At 37.8% G+C, this 13,536-nt stretch carries 12 protein-coding genes; 5 read left to right on the top strand and 7 right to left on the bottom strand.

Going from position 1 to position 13,536, the window contains the following annotated elements; all coding sequences use genetic code 11:
• Positions 1 to 163 precede the first annotated feature (163 nt).
• The 5 genes from FBR08_RS08430 to FBR08_RS08410 are packed head-to-tail and all read left to right on the top strand — an operon-like array spanning position 164 to position 5,771.
• Positions 164 to 676: a hypothetical protein gene (locus tag FBR08_RS08430; protein ID WP_158962324.1), complete on the top strand. Its 513-nt coding sequence runs from the start codon at positions 164 to 166 to the stop codon at positions 674 to 676.
• 8 nt (positions 677 to 684) lie between these two features.
• Positions 685 to 1,218 carry a hypothetical protein gene (locus FBR08_RS08425; protein WP_158962323.1) on the top strand — a complete coding sequence of 178 codons (534 nt, stop codon included), beginning with the start codon at positions 685 to 687 and terminating at the stop codon, positions 1,216 to 1,218.
• A gap of 10 nt (positions 1,219 to 1,228) precedes the next feature.
• Positions 1,229 to 2,020: a fimbrial biogenesis chaperone gene (locus FBR08_RS08420; RefSeq protein WP_158962322.1), complete on the top strand. Its 792-nt coding sequence runs from the start codon at positions 1,229 to 1,231 to the stop codon at positions 2,018 to 2,020.
• Positions 2,017 to 3,042 (top strand): hypothetical protein, encoded by a 1,026-nt coding sequence (locus FBR08_RS08415; RefSeq protein ID WP_158962321.1) that lies wholly within the window; start codon positions 2,017 to 2,019, stop codon positions 3,040 to 3,042. The genes FBR08_RS08420 and FBR08_RS08415 overlap by 4 nt, the downstream gene beginning before the upstream one ends.
• Positions 3,042 to 5,771 carry a hypothetical protein gene (locus FBR08_RS08410; RefSeq protein WP_158962320.1) on the top strand — a complete coding sequence of 910 codons (2,730 nt, stop codon included), beginning with the start codon at positions 3,042 to 3,044 and terminating at the stop codon, positions 5,769 to 5,771. Before FBR08_RS08415 ends, FBR08_RS08410 begins: the two co-directional genes overlap by 1 nt.
• A 38-nt stretch (positions 5,772 to 5,809) precedes the next feature.
• Here the strand turns inward: FBR08_RS08410 and FBR08_RS16895 are convergent, their stop codons facing one another.
• From FBR08_RS16895 to murG, 7 genes are all read right to left on the bottom strand, one after another.
• On the bottom strand, positions 5,810 to 6,235 hold the full coding sequence (locus FBR08_RS16895; RefSeq protein ID WP_233266299.1) for a hypothetical protein: 426 nt from the start codon (positions 6,233 to 6,235) through the stop codon (positions 5,810 to 5,812).
• The gene (locus FBR08_RS16890; protein ID WP_233266297.1) at positions 6,148 to 6,522 is read right to left on the bottom strand and encodes a hypothetical protein; all 375 of its coding nucleotides are present in this window, start codon (positions 6,520 to 6,522) and stop codon (positions 6,148 to 6,150) included. Before FBR08_RS16890 ends, FBR08_RS16895 begins: the two co-directional genes overlap by 88 nt.
• A 308-nt stretch (positions 6,523 to 6,830) precedes the next feature.
• Complete coding sequence (ftsZ, locus tag FBR08_RS08400) at positions 6,831 to 8,879, bottom strand: cell division protein FtsZ (RefSeq protein WP_158962319.1); 2,049 nt, start codon at positions 8,877 to 8,879, stop codon at positions 6,831 to 6,833.
• A 15-nt stretch (positions 8,880 to 8,894) separates the two neighbouring features.
• Positions 8,895 to 10,334, bottom strand: coding sequence for a cell division protein FtsA (gene ftsA, locus FBR08_RS08395; RefSeq protein WP_158962318.1), 1,440 nt, complete (start codon positions 10,332 to 10,334; stop codon positions 8,895 to 8,897).
• 8 nt (positions 10,335 to 10,342) lie between these two features.
• A complete protein-coding gene (locus FBR08_RS08390) occupies positions 10,343 to 11,080 on the bottom strand; it encodes a cell division protein FtsQ/DivIB (protein WP_158962317.1) in 738 nt (245 codons plus the stop codon).
• 4 nt (positions 11,081 to 11,084) lie between these two features.
• On the bottom strand, positions 11,085 to 12,434 hold the full coding sequence (gene murC / locus FBR08_RS08385) for a UDP-N-acetylmuramate--L-alanine ligase (RefSeq protein ID WP_158962316.1): 1,350 nt from the start codon (positions 12,432 to 12,434) through the stop codon (positions 11,085 to 11,087).
• 3 nt (positions 12,435 to 12,437) lie between these two features.
• Positions 12,438 to 13,532: an undecaprenyldiphospho-muramoylpentapeptide beta-N-acetylglucosaminyltransferase gene (gene murG, locus FBR08_RS08380; RefSeq protein ID WP_158962315.1), complete on the bottom strand. Its 1,095-nt coding sequence runs from the start codon at positions 13,530 to 13,532 to the stop codon at positions 12,438 to 12,440.
• Between the last annotated feature and the right edge of the window lie 4 nt (positions 13,533 to 13,536).

The following is a 13,536-nucleotide window of genomic DNA, read 5'->3' as shown; positions in this document are numbered from 1 at the left end:
AGATTTTTTTTTGCTTCTACTCTAGTTAGAAGGGCGTTATTTTTTATAGTGAATTTTGTTGAGAAGTTAAGCTTCTATTTACGTACAAACCCGCTAAAAAGGTCAGAATTTACTTAAATTATTCATTTTTTAGTGGTAAATTTAACCTAGATAATTTGATGAAATGCGAAAATTCTTAGCCCCTTTATTCCTGTTATTTAGTTTTGTCCTTTCGGCTCAAAATTCGGTTCAAAGTAACTTACACGTTGTTTTGAAACCTATTCAATCGATTAAAATTAACGACCAACAACAGCATATTAATTTGTCTTTTGAAACCGTAGAAGATTATACGAAAGGCAAAATTAGCAATCAAGCCGATCACATCGAAATTATGAGTAGTGGAACTTACGAAATACGCGTAGTTGCCAACAGTCCGCTACAATATGATTCAGATGAGATTCGATTGGAAAACATTGGCTTAAATCCAAGTTTAGGAGGCATTGGAGAATTTAGAGACAATATTTCACTTCTTCCTATTTCTCTTTCTTTGAGAGAAAAAAACATGATTCAATCTAATGTAGGAGATATCAAACGAACCTTTAATGTTTCGTATAAAATGAATGCCTCAGACGAATTATTAAATAAACCTATAGGTACATATAGTACGGTTATCACCTATACTATTTTATCTTTGTAATTTAAAACGTGTACAAAAAAATAATATTTTCGATTCTCTTACTTTGGACGACTACTTCGCTTTGGGCACAAATTGGCTCCGCAAAGGCCAAAATTGTATTGAACTTTAGAGAGCAGCAATCCTTAGTTGTGAATCATCCTTCTGTTGATTTGAACCTCAACAAAGGAGCTGGATATAGTAAAGGAGTAGAGACGGGTGTATTAAAAAATCATCTATTCATTCAGTGTTCTACCCCTTATGAATTGACCGTGCGTTCGATTAATGCGTTCTTTCAATATGAAAACTCGCTTTCTGCTTTACCTGTTTCCATTATCCGAATTAAACCGAGTTTAACGGTTTCAACTACAGTTGACTTTCCGCTACAGTTGAGAACCGTTGATTTGACCATAAATCCTCAGCTTTTACTTCAATCGAATAACAGAGGAAATAGTCAACAATTGGATGTCAATTATGCGATTCCCGCACAAAATATTGGATACACCCTGAATCAGAAGGCAGGAACCTATCAAACCACAATAGTATACACACTATTACCTAATTAATTTATTTACAATGAGAAAAACACTTTTTTTATTTTTTATTTTAAGTTCAATTGCTTCATTTGCACAAGCAGGGCTCTCAATTTCACCTGGAAAGATGTATTTTAAAAATACAGCAGGAACGGTTGCCACGCAAAAAGTTCGCATTGCTAATCCCAACGATAAAGCAGTTGAAGTGGGTGTTTCTTTGGGCGATTGGAACTATGATGAAAAAGGAAGTAATCACATTGCAGAGATGAATACCTTACCTAATTCAGCAGCAAATTGGATTCAGGTATTGCCCAATTCTTATTTTGTCATTGAACCAAATGAAATAAAAGAAGTGGACGTTATTTTAAATGTTCCTACAACACTTGCCACAGCTGTTCCAGTACATACGGCTATGCTATTTTTCACTCAATTAAATCCAGGGAACGCGGTAGATGAGAATGGAGCCGCAATTAAAGTAACAGTTCGCATGGGATTGAAAGTGTATCACGCCCTTCCCAATCACACAGAATCAGTAGACATTGTCAATATAGAGCCAAACAAAACAGCCGATGGACAACGTGCTATTGATGTTTCATTTGAAAATACAGGTCTTTTGTGGAGTGATGGTAAAATCACAGCCACCATTTTTGATCAACAAACAGGGGTTAAACACACACTTAGTACCCTTGATTTTTACAGTTTACCCCTTGATAGTAGAAAACAGTCTTTTGTTTTACCTCAAGACTTACCATCGGGAACTCATACCTTTATTGTTCAGTTAACCTACGGCAAGGAAAACAATGTGAAAGTAGCCGAGCTTGATTTTACCTTATGAGTTTAACACATAAAATAGTATTGCTTTTTGCTTTCTTACTGGGAAGTCAAGGGTTGTATGCCCAATACGACCTAAATGTATATGACGGCGGACAGCTTCAATTAAATTCCTACAATGATTTAAAATTTGGGAAGAGCGAAGAACGACAAATCTCCGTACAATTCAGAAGAAACTACGGCATTAAAGCACCTGCCAAATGGAAAATTACCGTGCGTTTACTCGATGATTATCGAGCAGAAAATCACAGTGTTCCTGCGGAGAATTCCGCCATTAGTCTCAATAGACAAAGTGGAAATTTCAATCAATTGGCTTTTAGCAGTATCGGTCGAAATTTACCGTTGAGCAAGTTTCAAGAAAGCACCATTGTAGAGAGCACTACCGCACTACCGGAAGGCAATTATTACACCTTATCTTTTGATTTAACCATTCGAGGAGGAGTAGAGGTATTGACTATTCCCAATGGTATTTACCGCAGTACCTACGAATTTTCGCTCTATGATACGTCTTCGGGAAGAGATGTCTTGCTGGCACGTAAAACTTCTGCTCCAGGTGTTGCGCGATTTCAAATCAACTACGTGGGAAATCACGGGGATCAACTCGCAGAATTGCGCAATGGAGCCAATGAATTTATTTTTAATTTTGATTCGCCAGAGGACATCGCCAAAGGAAAAAAGATTACCATCAATAATGCGCTGTATATTCGAAGTTATCAAGGCCACCAAATTTTAGTAAAAACCGCAGATCACTTGCTATACAACACAACATTAACGAATAGTATTCCCGTTTCGGTATTAAAGTTAAAAGCAACCTTAAACCGCATTGAAGGTGGTAATGCTGCTGCTGTCACCTTATTTGGTCCAATAGCCCTATCCGCACAAGAGCAAGCGCTTGCTTCCTTTCCTGGATGGAGTCAATCCATGTCATACAACTTGGAACTTAGTATTCCACCCAATACCCGCGAACTTCAACAAGCCAATGGAAGATATGAAACCTATCTTTACTTTATAATTGTCCCGAATTAATGATTAAAAAGTATTTTGTCTTTTTTTTCCTTTTTCTCTGCACCTTTAGTTGGGGGCAAGGAACTTCTATTTTTTTAAAATTTACTACAGTCGCCTCCCAGGCAGATGAATTAGGTCATGTATCTCCTTCGCTCGAAATATCCAACTTGGGTCAATCGGAATGGGTAGGAAATGTGCAACTTGAGGGGAACTCCTCCTTTATTACCCTTTCTAGTGCAAAGACAAAAGCCTTGCGTTTACCTGCCGGACAAAAGATGTATATTCCCATCCTGGCACACGTAGATCAAAGTAGTTCACTAACGAATGATCTAGCGATAAAGGCGCAGTTAATTCCACTGCATGGCCCTGCCATTCCTTGGGTAGAACATCCTATTTTAATTCAGAAAAACAGAAGAATTTTATTGACTAATCCAGACAGTCAATTGCAATTTAGACAAGTTGGCGATAGTATTCTCATCAAGGCGATTATTCAAAATAGAGGAAATACAACTGAAAAGGTGCACTATATTGTTACTTTACCCAACCAGTTAAACAAGACGCGTACTGAGGCGTTGAATTTTACAATACGCCCCTTCCAAGATACCTTGGTTACTCTTCTACAATACATCAACAAAGAGGCTTATAAATTAGAGGATTTTGATATTAGTACCACCTTACTCTATGAAAATGGCGATTTTATTGGCCGTACCCTCTATAGTATAAGTTCCCTAAAATCCAAGCGAAGATATAGAGCCGAAAATCAGTATGCCTCTTCTTACAATCCCAGCAGTTCGATTGAACTCAATCGCGTGATGGGTAAAAATGTAATGGCAGCCACTCAACTTATCGGAAGTGGAACCGTACAATTTTCGGAACACAGTCAATTGGGTTTAACTGCGGATCTCATCCATTGGGACAAAGAAAACAAAGTAAATCTCCGTCATTTTTTAGCGGATTTTCAAACGAAAAACATACAAGTACAAGCAGGTAACCTTTTTCAATCGGGGGAATTTTCCTTGCAAGGTCGCGGAGTTCAAACGCAAATTAAACTTCAGGATTCCCTTTATATTCAAGCGGGCTATCTAGACAAAACATATTTAATTAGCGACTCCAATGATCGCTCAGTGGGATATAATACCTGGGTGGGTTTCCAATCGCAAAAACACGCCTGGAAACACGCTCAGTTTTACTATGATGTCAACCATCGCTATGGAGAGAAAAAAATATTGCAATACAATTCTTTTGCGCTGTGGAACAAGCCAATCTTACAAGTTGATTTCAACCAAGGAGGATCTGTGCTTCAGACAGATGAAACGAGTCAATTGGGCGTATTTCTAGGACTTAATGCTTATGCCACCCTAACGAAGTATCAAATTCAACACAACAGCTTCTACAGCAGCCCCTATTATGCGGGTGTCCGCCAGGGGGTTTCTCAGGCTGCAACAACCATTAGAAGGAATATGGGTAAGCACAGTGTAGGACTAATTCAGCATTTTATCGATTATGCGCCGAAATACAGTTACACCAATTCCGTTAATGCTCAACAGCAATCCAACGCCTTAGGGATGAGTTATTCTTATCGCATGGCTTCGAGTACCCTACTTGTAAGTCCGCAGTATGTACAAGAGAAGCGATTCAATTATCAAACAGCGACCATGGAAAAGCTCCAAGCGGTTCGTTTCCATGCGGCCTATCATCAAAGTAATTTTGCTAAAGGCTTTGGGTACAATGCGTCTATCGATTTGGGTAATTATATCACCCAAACAGAAATTCAAGAAAGATTACACTATCGCCTCAATGTAGGGGCAAATTACAAGAATTTTGATCTAGGTGTGAGTTATCAATACAACTACAATAATTTAAGTGAGTTGATTAATGCTTCGTATTACGATTGGCAGGTGATTCACACCTATACCAACCTCATGATTATGGGGAACTACAGACAGCGTTTTTTCAATAATCAATTAGGTATTGTGTTAAGCGGGTATTACAATAACACCTCTACAAGTGGCGATTTTTGGCAATTCAATACACGTGTAGAGTACAAACTCAAAAAGGATTTTGATATTTATGTCAGTAATTACAACAATTATGGCGGATTTTCCGCTGCCAATCAAACGAATTATTTTCAAGTAGGTCTCGTTAAACAATTAACGCCTTATAAGGCCTACGAAAAATTATACAACCTAAACGTACTGGTCTATTATCAGGATGAAAATCAAAATATATTACCCGCAAGTAACCGCGTGGTAACGATCAATCAAAAGGCTTTTATTACCAATGTCGATGGAAGCATTGACTACAAGAAGTTACCTGCAGGTACCTATACCGTTCAAGTTCAAAATGATCAACATTGGTTTATGAATGCCTTAAAATTGAGTTTAGATTCCAATTTATCTCAAGTGATTTACCTCACGCAAACAACAACCATAACGGGATCGATCCACTATGAATACGCAGAACATGCTGTAACATTAAATAAAAACTTAGCAGGTCAACGCGTGGTTGCCCAAAATAATATAGGTGAGAGTTATACCGCTTATACCTCTGATGAAGGGCGATATTCGCTTTATTTACCCAAAGGAGATTATACAGTAACTGTATATCCCGATCAACCCAATCAAGTAGAAGTACTCCAAAATACCATTAAGGTTAATACTACAACGACAAATAATCAAGTCATTGACTTCAACATTCAAGTCAAATCGAAAGACGTACAAGTCAAGAAATTTAAAGCTATCAGTTTCTAACATTCCCAAAAGACCTTTCTACAAGCATTTTTTTGTTTTCATCCTCCTTCGATTATATTACAATTGAAGCGATAACTTTCTTTCATTTGATTGACAACAATCCAAGCATCATCAGCGACTACTTTAATTGTATAGGTGATTCGAATACTTCCTTTATAGGGTTCTTCTGTTTGAGCGATCAATTCGACACCTTTACTCTCATCTGCTTTAAAATCATAGGATACAACATTCACCTTATCCTTGTTTACGACAATTTCCTTTTTGAGATACATCAGACACAAAATTTGATTGGGTTTCACTAAAGTTGGGTATTTAAACAAATGGACATCCCTGGAATAATTCACGCGATAATACGGTTGTGATTGACCATTATAACTCAAGTTCTGCCCCATTCCATCTCCTCGATTAACAAAAAAAGCAAGAAGCGATCCTTCCAAAGGTAGACTTGGTACAAATAGCCCCATTCAGTCTTTTGTTTGGGATCTGTATATTCCACAATAACAAACTCTCTACCTGTTATAGCTCCTTCCCAGGGGGTATCGATAAATTTTTCTTTATTAACCGCACTATTCACTATTTTCTCACCAAAGGTAACAGGCGTACTATCATGTACTGTATAAAGTTGAGTAAATTCTAACTTCCGAAGAATCTCATCAGCTGTATATTTAGATTTCACAAGGGTTGGACTAAGCTGAGAACACGAGATACAAGAAATCCATACTAAAAGAAAAAGTGGGTATATTTTTTTCATCGTCACTATTTTACATTAAAAAAGAGACGACAATTTACAGTAAACCAAGTAGTTGTAAAAATAAATTACAAAACACATCCAAATAAAAGAAGGTATTTATTAAACAATTCGCATAAATATTTGAATAGGATAATGAATTTAACACTAAAGTAGTCCCTTTAACATTGAAAACTACTTGCCTCACTCAAAACTAACGCATGTTATTTCAAATCCCTACCACAAAATAGAAGCAAAAAAAAACAGTAGTAAACCCAAGTCTACTACTGTTTAAATTATAAGTGAGAGAGCCTAGAGACTAGGATTTTTCTTTAGTCTACATTATCGTGTAAAAACGAATTATTCGATCTCAATTTAGGGTCGTTATTTCCGTCCACACCAAAGGAGATTCTAGATTTATTGCTTTCGTCATTTACATCTTCTAAATCAACTCCTAAGCGCTTATACGCTGGCTCTTTTTCCAAATCCGAATAATGAGCTGTTGAGTTGTTGAATTTGTAATTGAAGTCTTTCATTTTTCTTCTACGCTCTGCTGCTCTACTTCTCAACGTGAATTCTTCAATGCTCATTTCTGTAGGATTCATTTCGTCATAATCTTCTGTTGAAGCTTCTACTTCTACTTTATTTACAACGGGCATACCTTCCGCACGCACAGAGAATTTAAATTCTTCTGCAATTTCTTCTTTGTGATTTACTATAGGTTTAGCTAAAGCTAATTCTTCTTCTTTATCCATATAGTCTTCCAAAGAAAAGCGAATTACTTCTTCTTTTTTGGCTGAAGATTGATTCATTGCTTCACTTGCATGACCTACTACTTCAGCTGCAGTCACTTCCATTTCAGCTAATTCTTCATCAAAATGATAGACAATAGGTGCAGCTACCTCTTGTTTCTTAGGCGTAACGATGACAAACTCCGGATCAATTACCTGAATATCTCTGATGTCTTTTTGCTTCGATGCCATCGGATCATTTTGGTGGTGATCTTGCGTTCTTTCCTCTGTTTTAGGCGTTACGATTTCGAAGAATACATCCAAATTCGATGCATCCATTGATTTTCTTTCGAATACTACCTCATCCACTTCCCCTAATGGTTGTGTGGGTGTTGTTGGTCCGCCGAAATCATCATCATCGTCACCTTCTTCGTAATCATCCTCTAAGGTGAATACTTTTCTCGTTTCTACTTCGCAGTTTACTTCTTCTTTTTCTACAGCCCCTTCGGTTGTTTCTGGAGTAGAAACGCGCAAAGGTTGATCAGGAGTCGTAAATCCATAAGAAGATACGGATGCAGTTTGCGTTAAATCGCGCACTACTTTTTGTTCCTCTTCTAAAGTGTGAATAATAACTCGAGGTTCAGCAGAATTTACAATACTTTTTTGTTGCTCGTAGTTAAATCCCGTAGCAATAATAGTAACAGAAATAGCCTCTCCTAATGATTCATCTTCACCAACTCCCATAATGATATTTGCATTATGTCCAGCTTCGGTTTGGATGTGATCATTGATCTCGCCAATTTCATCAATTGTAATTTCATTTGTACCTGAAACGATTAACAACAATACGTTTTTAGCACCTGATATTTTATTGTCATTCAGCAATGGAGAATCTAACGCATCAATAATGGCATCTTTTGCTCTATTGTCTCCAGATGCAGTACCAGATCCCATAATAGCTGTACCGCTATCAGACAATACTGTTTTCGCATCTTTCAAGTCAATATTCTGCGTATAATGGTGCGTAATAACTTCGGCGATACCACGGGCAGCAGTTGACAATACCTCATCTGCTTTGGAGAAGCCTGCCTTAAAGCCTAAGTTTCCATATACTTCACGTAATTTATTGTTGTTGATTACGATGAGAGAATCCACTTGTTTTCTCAATCGATCAACCCCTTTTAACGCTTGTTCTTGACGTACTTTTCCTTCGAATTGGAAAGGAATTGTCACGATACCAACCGTTAAGATATCTCTTTCTTTTGATAGTTGTGCGATGACAGGAGCAGCACCTGTTCCTGTACCTCCACCCATACCTGCGGTGATGAACACCATCTTGGTATTGGTATCTAGCATTTTCTCAATTTCTTCTATACTTTCTAAAGCAGATTGTTGTCCTACTTCAGGATTTGCACCCGCACCTAACCCTTCAGTTAAATTAACACCCAACTGAATTTTATTAGGAACTGAGCTATTTTCTAAGGCTTGGGAATCCGTATTACAAACGATGAAATCCACTCCCTTAATACCCTGCTTAAACATGTGATTGATTGCGTTACTTCCTCCGCCACCTACACCAATTACCTTGATAACGTTTGATTGGTTCTTAGGCATATCAAACTTTATTCCTCCGAAATCTGTATTCTCCATATACGTATCGTTTTATTATTCTTGCTTTTCAATAAATTCTTTAATTTTTCTAAAAAAGTTCCCGATGAAACTACTTTCAAAGCGATCAGCGGTACTTGGCTGCACTTCTCTTTTTTCTTCCTCAGGTTGTGAGATCGTTTCAACACGAGGTTGATGCACGCGCTCAACAGGCTCTTTTGGTGTATTTACCACTTCTTCTGTAGGAGAAGTATACACGACCTTTCTCTCCTCTGGTTTTGATTCCGTTCTCGTTTCAACAGCTTTTAATTCTTCTACTGAAACAGCACCTTGTTTTCGGTGTTTTTCGCTTTCCATGACCAATCCAACTCCCGTTGCATATAATGGACTAGAAACTTCTAAACTTGAATCCCCAGCTAAATGCTCATTTGGATATCCAATACGGGTATCAATTCCCGTAATATATTCGACCAATTGTTTAATGTGTTTGAGCTCTGATCCTCCTCCTGTTAAAACAATGCCGGCGATTAGTTTTTTCTGTGGATTTTCATATCCATAACTTTTAATTTCTGAAAAAACCAATTGCACAATTTCTTCCACACGAGCATTTATAATCTTAGAAAGATTTTTTAAAGAAATTTCTTTAGGCTCTTTTCCTCGTAAACCTGGGATAGAAACAATTTCATTGTCTTTGTTTTCCCCTGGCCATGCCGAACCAAATTTTACTTTTAGAATTTCTGCTTGACGTTCAATAATCGAACATCCTTCTTTGATATCTTCTGTAATCACATTTCCTCCGAAAGGAACCACTGCCGTATGGCGGATAATTCCATCTTTAAAAATGGCCAAATCCGTCGTACCACCTCCTATATCGATTAAAGCCACACCGGCTTCTTTTTCTTCTTGACTCAGTACTGCCTCTGCTGATGCTAAAGGCTCTAAGGTAATTCCCGCTAGTTCAAGTCCTGCATCTTTAATACAACGCCCTGCGTTTTTAATCAAAGCTGCTTGTCCTACTACCACGTGAAAGGTTGCCTCTAAACGACTACCATACATTCCAACCGGTTCTTTAATTCCCGGTTCTCCATCAATTTTAAACTCTTGTGGCAAAACGTGAATAATCTCCTCTCCTGGCAACATACTCAATTTCTGCACCTGATTGATCAATTGTTCGATATCCTTATCTCCAATTACCTCATCAGGGTTTGGACGACTAATATAATCACTGTGTTGAATACTTCTGATATGTTGACCAGCAATACCCACAACAACATTTTTAATCTTGTAACCCGCTTGAGTTTCTGCATCTGCTACCGCATGTTGAATGGATTGAATCGTTTGTGTAATATTGTTCACCACTCCTCTTTTCACACCCAAACTCTTTGCTTTTCCCAAACCTAAGATTTCGAGCTTTCCGTATTCATTCTTTTTACCAATCATTGCGACAATCTTTGTTGTCCCAATGTCTAAACCAACAGCTATATTTTCTTTTTCCATACTCAATTTTATTTTGAACACACCACTTGTTGGGTAAATTTCAGATTGATCTTTTTATAACTATCTATTTCTATATTCTCATTGATTGCATATTGCATAAAAGCTTTATAGTTCATCAATTTTCGCTCTATTTCGTTAAAACTTCCAAATAGAATTTCAAATGTATTCACTCGACTTTTCAGATAAATCACCTCATTGGGCTGAATGCTAATTCCGGTGATTTCTTGTTTTAAAAACGCATCGGCATTAATCACGTCCAACATGTGTTTTAATTCATTTTGTGTTTCCTTTTTAATCGTTCCTTCAACCAAAATTACGCGCTCTGCGTAGTTCTCTGACAACGGCATTCGATGGCCGTCTTCATCTAAATAATAGGATTCTGCTTCTCCTACTACACGCCCGATCGCCTTTTTTTGATTGACTTCAACTTTTAAAACACCGTCAATGGTCACATACACCTCTGCTTCTCTAATCAGTTTATTCTCTAATACTCCTTTTTCTAAAGTACTTAAATCTACTGTTGATCGATCCTGAGCTGTAATATTTCCACTTTTATCTGCAACAATTTTTTTTACATCACTAGAGGTTACAAAATGCGTCTCTTCTCCTTTAAAAATAATATCTACTCCTTTTAAATTACGATGTGTACTTCGGTCATTGCTAAAAGAATACAAAAACAATAAGGCTCCTAGCATCATCAAAATGCGCAAGTCTGACCATTTTATTTTCTTCCACAACTTTTTCATTTTTTTATTTTTCTTCTAAAGCTATTTTTATGTCTTGCACCATTTCTCCAATATCACCCGCACCAATAGTCAGGATAATTTCAGCATCTGATGCTTTTAAATGTGTAATCAAATCTTCTTTGGCAACTAAATGTTTCTCTTTAGAGGTTAGTTGCTCTAATATTTTGGCCGAGGTAACCCCTTCAATAGGCAATTCTCGAGCGGGATAAATATCTAACAAAATAACATTGTCAAACGTTGAAAGTGCTGAAGCGAATTCATCCAAAAAATCCCTTGTTCTACTGTACAAGTGGGGTTGAAATACTGCAACAATCTTTTTATCTCCGTGCATTTCGTGAACGGCCTGACTTGCGGCTTTAATTTCAGTTGGATGATGGGCATAATCATCGATGTAAATCAAATCTTCTCGTCTAATTTTATACGAGAATCTTCGTCTTACACCGCGGAAGCTTTTCAACCCTTCGACCAACTGCTGCGTATCTACTCCGTAATCACTTGCCATGGCAAAAGCCATCAACGCATTGGATAAATTGTGTCTTCCTGGCAAACCAAATGAAACTTCGTGAATAGTTTCTTTTGGTGTTGCTATATCAAACACATACCAACCGTTTACTACTTTTATATTTTTCGCTTGATAGCTGCAATCCGCACCAAATCCTACTCGAATTCCGTCTAAACCTACCGCTTCTGTCACAAATAACTTATTTGCATCGGGTAAACGATGAGCAAAATCCTCAAAAGCAACCAACATTTCCTCTGCGGTTCCAAATATATCCAAGTGATCCGCTTCTGTTGAAGTGATACAGGCTACATTGGGGAACAAACGCAAAAAAGAACGATCAAACTCATCTGCTTCTACTACTGTAATCGTTTTACCGCTTCCGATTAAATTGGTTTGGTAGTTTTCAACTACTCCCCCTACAAATGCGGTAACATCTAGTCCAGCTTGAAACAACAAATGCCCTAAAATACTTGTCGTCGTCGTTTTACCATGTGTACCCGCCACTGCAAAGCAGTAGGTATCTTTGGTAATAATTCCCAACACTTCTGAGCGTTTTTTAATTTCAAATTGATTGGATTTGAAATAATTCCACTCTGTGTGTTCCTGAGGAACCGCTGGTGTAACAACAACCAACGTTGAGGCTACTTCTTTATAATTTGCGCCGATTAAATCAATAGTATCTTCATAGTGAATTTCAATTCCAGCGGCTTCTAATTCTTGTGTCAATTGCGTAGATACTTTATCATATCCAGCTACTTCTTTTCCCATGAATTTAAAATAACGAGCCAAGGCACTCATACCGATGCCTCCTATTCCAATAAAATAAACGCTCTTAATGCTATTCATATCCATTTCTTACTTCTTCATTAATTCTACGATCTGATCTACTATATCCTTTGTGGCTTGGGGCAAAGCTAATGTTCTAAAATTGCGTCCCAGTTCCCTTTGTTTTTCTTTGTCGTTCAACAAGTCTTTGAATGTTTCTACAAACTTTTCACTTAACTCGCTTTCTTTAATCAAAAGTGCGGCATCTTTTTCCACGATGCTTCTCGCATTTTTGGTTTGATGATCTTCAGCCACATTAGGAGAGGGAATGAATATCACTGCCTTTCCAACTAATGCAAGCTCAGATACGGATGATGCTCCTGCGCGTGAGATAATACTATCTGCTGCGGCATAAGCGAAATCCATTCGATCTAAAAAGGCGCGAACCTTTACACCTGTCGATTCGTATTTTTTGTACTCTTCGTAGTAGAATTTTCCACATTGCCAGATCAACTGTATTCCCATTTCTTCAAATAACGGCAGTTGTTCCTCGATCAACTGATTCATTCTACGTGCACCTAGACTACCTCCAATAACCAATAGCGTATTTTTCGATTGATCCAATCCAAAATAAGCAAGGCCTTCTTCTCTTTTCGATGCCACGTTTAGCAATCCTTGTCGTACTGGATTACCTGTTTTTATTATTTTGTGCTTTGGAAAGAATTGCTCCAATCCATCGTAAGCTACACAAATCTTGTCTACTTCTTTTCCCAAGAGTTTATTCGTAATTCCAGGAAATGAATTCTGTTCTTGAACCAAGGTGGGAATTCCTTTTCCTGCGGCTACTTTTACAACAGCACCGCTGGCGAATCCTCCTGTTCCAATGACAACATCCGGTTGAAAGGCTTTGACAATCTTTCTCGATTTCTTCAAGCTACTTAGGAGCTTAAAGGGAAACATCAGATTGTCTAGGGTCAATTTGCGTTGAATTCCCGAAATCCACAAGCCTTCAATCGGATAGCCTGCTTCAGGTACGCGTTGCATTTCCATTTTGCCTTCTGCCCCTACAAAAAGAATATCGGCATTGGGAAATCTCACTTTCAATTCATCGGCAATTGCCAATGCAGGAAAGATATGTCCCCCTGTTCCTCCTCCACTTACAATAAACTTCGGTTTGCGTTCCATTTGC

The sequence above is a fragment of the Myroides fluvii genome (assembly GCF_009792295.1).
GTDB lineage: Bacteria > Bacteroidota > Bacteroidia > Flavobacteriales > Flavobacteriaceae > Flavobacterium > Flavobacterium fluvii_A.
Note: the sequence above shows the minus strand (reverse complement) of the source record. Positions and strands in the feature narration are given on the sequence as shown.

Bases quoted from the DNA above. Each gene is read 5' to 3' on its own strand.
- FBR08_RS08430 (WP_158962324.1), top strand. From the start codon at position 164: ATGCGAAAATTCTTAGCCCCTTTATTCCTGTTATTTAGTTTTGTCCTT.
- FBR08_RS08420 (WP_158962322.1), top strand. From the start codon at position 1,229: ATGAGAAAAACACTTTTTTTATTTTTTATTTTAAGTTCAATTGCTTCA.
- FBR08_RS08415 (WP_158962321.1), top strand. From the start codon at position 2,017: ATGAGTTTAACACATAAAATAGTATTGCTTTTTGCTTTCTTACTGGGA.
- FBR08_RS08410 (WP_158962320.1), top strand. From the start codon at position 3,042: ATGATTAAAAAGTATTTTGTCTTTTTTTTCCTTTTTCTCTGCACCTTT.
- FBR08_RS16895 (WP_233266299.1), bottom strand. From the start codon at position 6,235: ATGGGGCTATTTGTACCAAGTCTACCTTTGGAAGGATCGCTTCTTGCT.
- FBR08_RS16890 (WP_233266297.1), bottom strand. From the start codon at position 6,522: ATGAAAAAAATATACCCACTTTTTCTTTTAGTATGGATTTCTTGTATC.
- ftsZ (WP_158962319.1), bottom strand. From the start codon at position 8,879: ATGGAGAATACAGATTTCGGAGGAATAAAGTTTGATATGCCTAAGAAC.
- ftsA (WP_158962318.1), bottom strand. From the start codon at position 10,334: ATGGAAAAAGAAAATATAGCTGTTGGTTTAGACATTGGGACAACAAAG.
- FBR08_RS08390 (WP_158962317.1), bottom strand. From the start codon at position 11,080: ATGAAAAAGTTGTGGAAGAAAATAAAATGGTCAGACTTGCGCATTTTG.
- murC (WP_158962316.1), bottom strand. From the start codon at position 12,434: ATGGATATGAATAGCATTAAGAGCGTTTATTTTATTGGAATAGGAGGC.
- murG (WP_158962315.1), bottom strand. From the start codon at position 13,532: ATGGAACGCAAACCGAAGTTTATTGTAAGTGGAGGAGGAACAGGGGGA.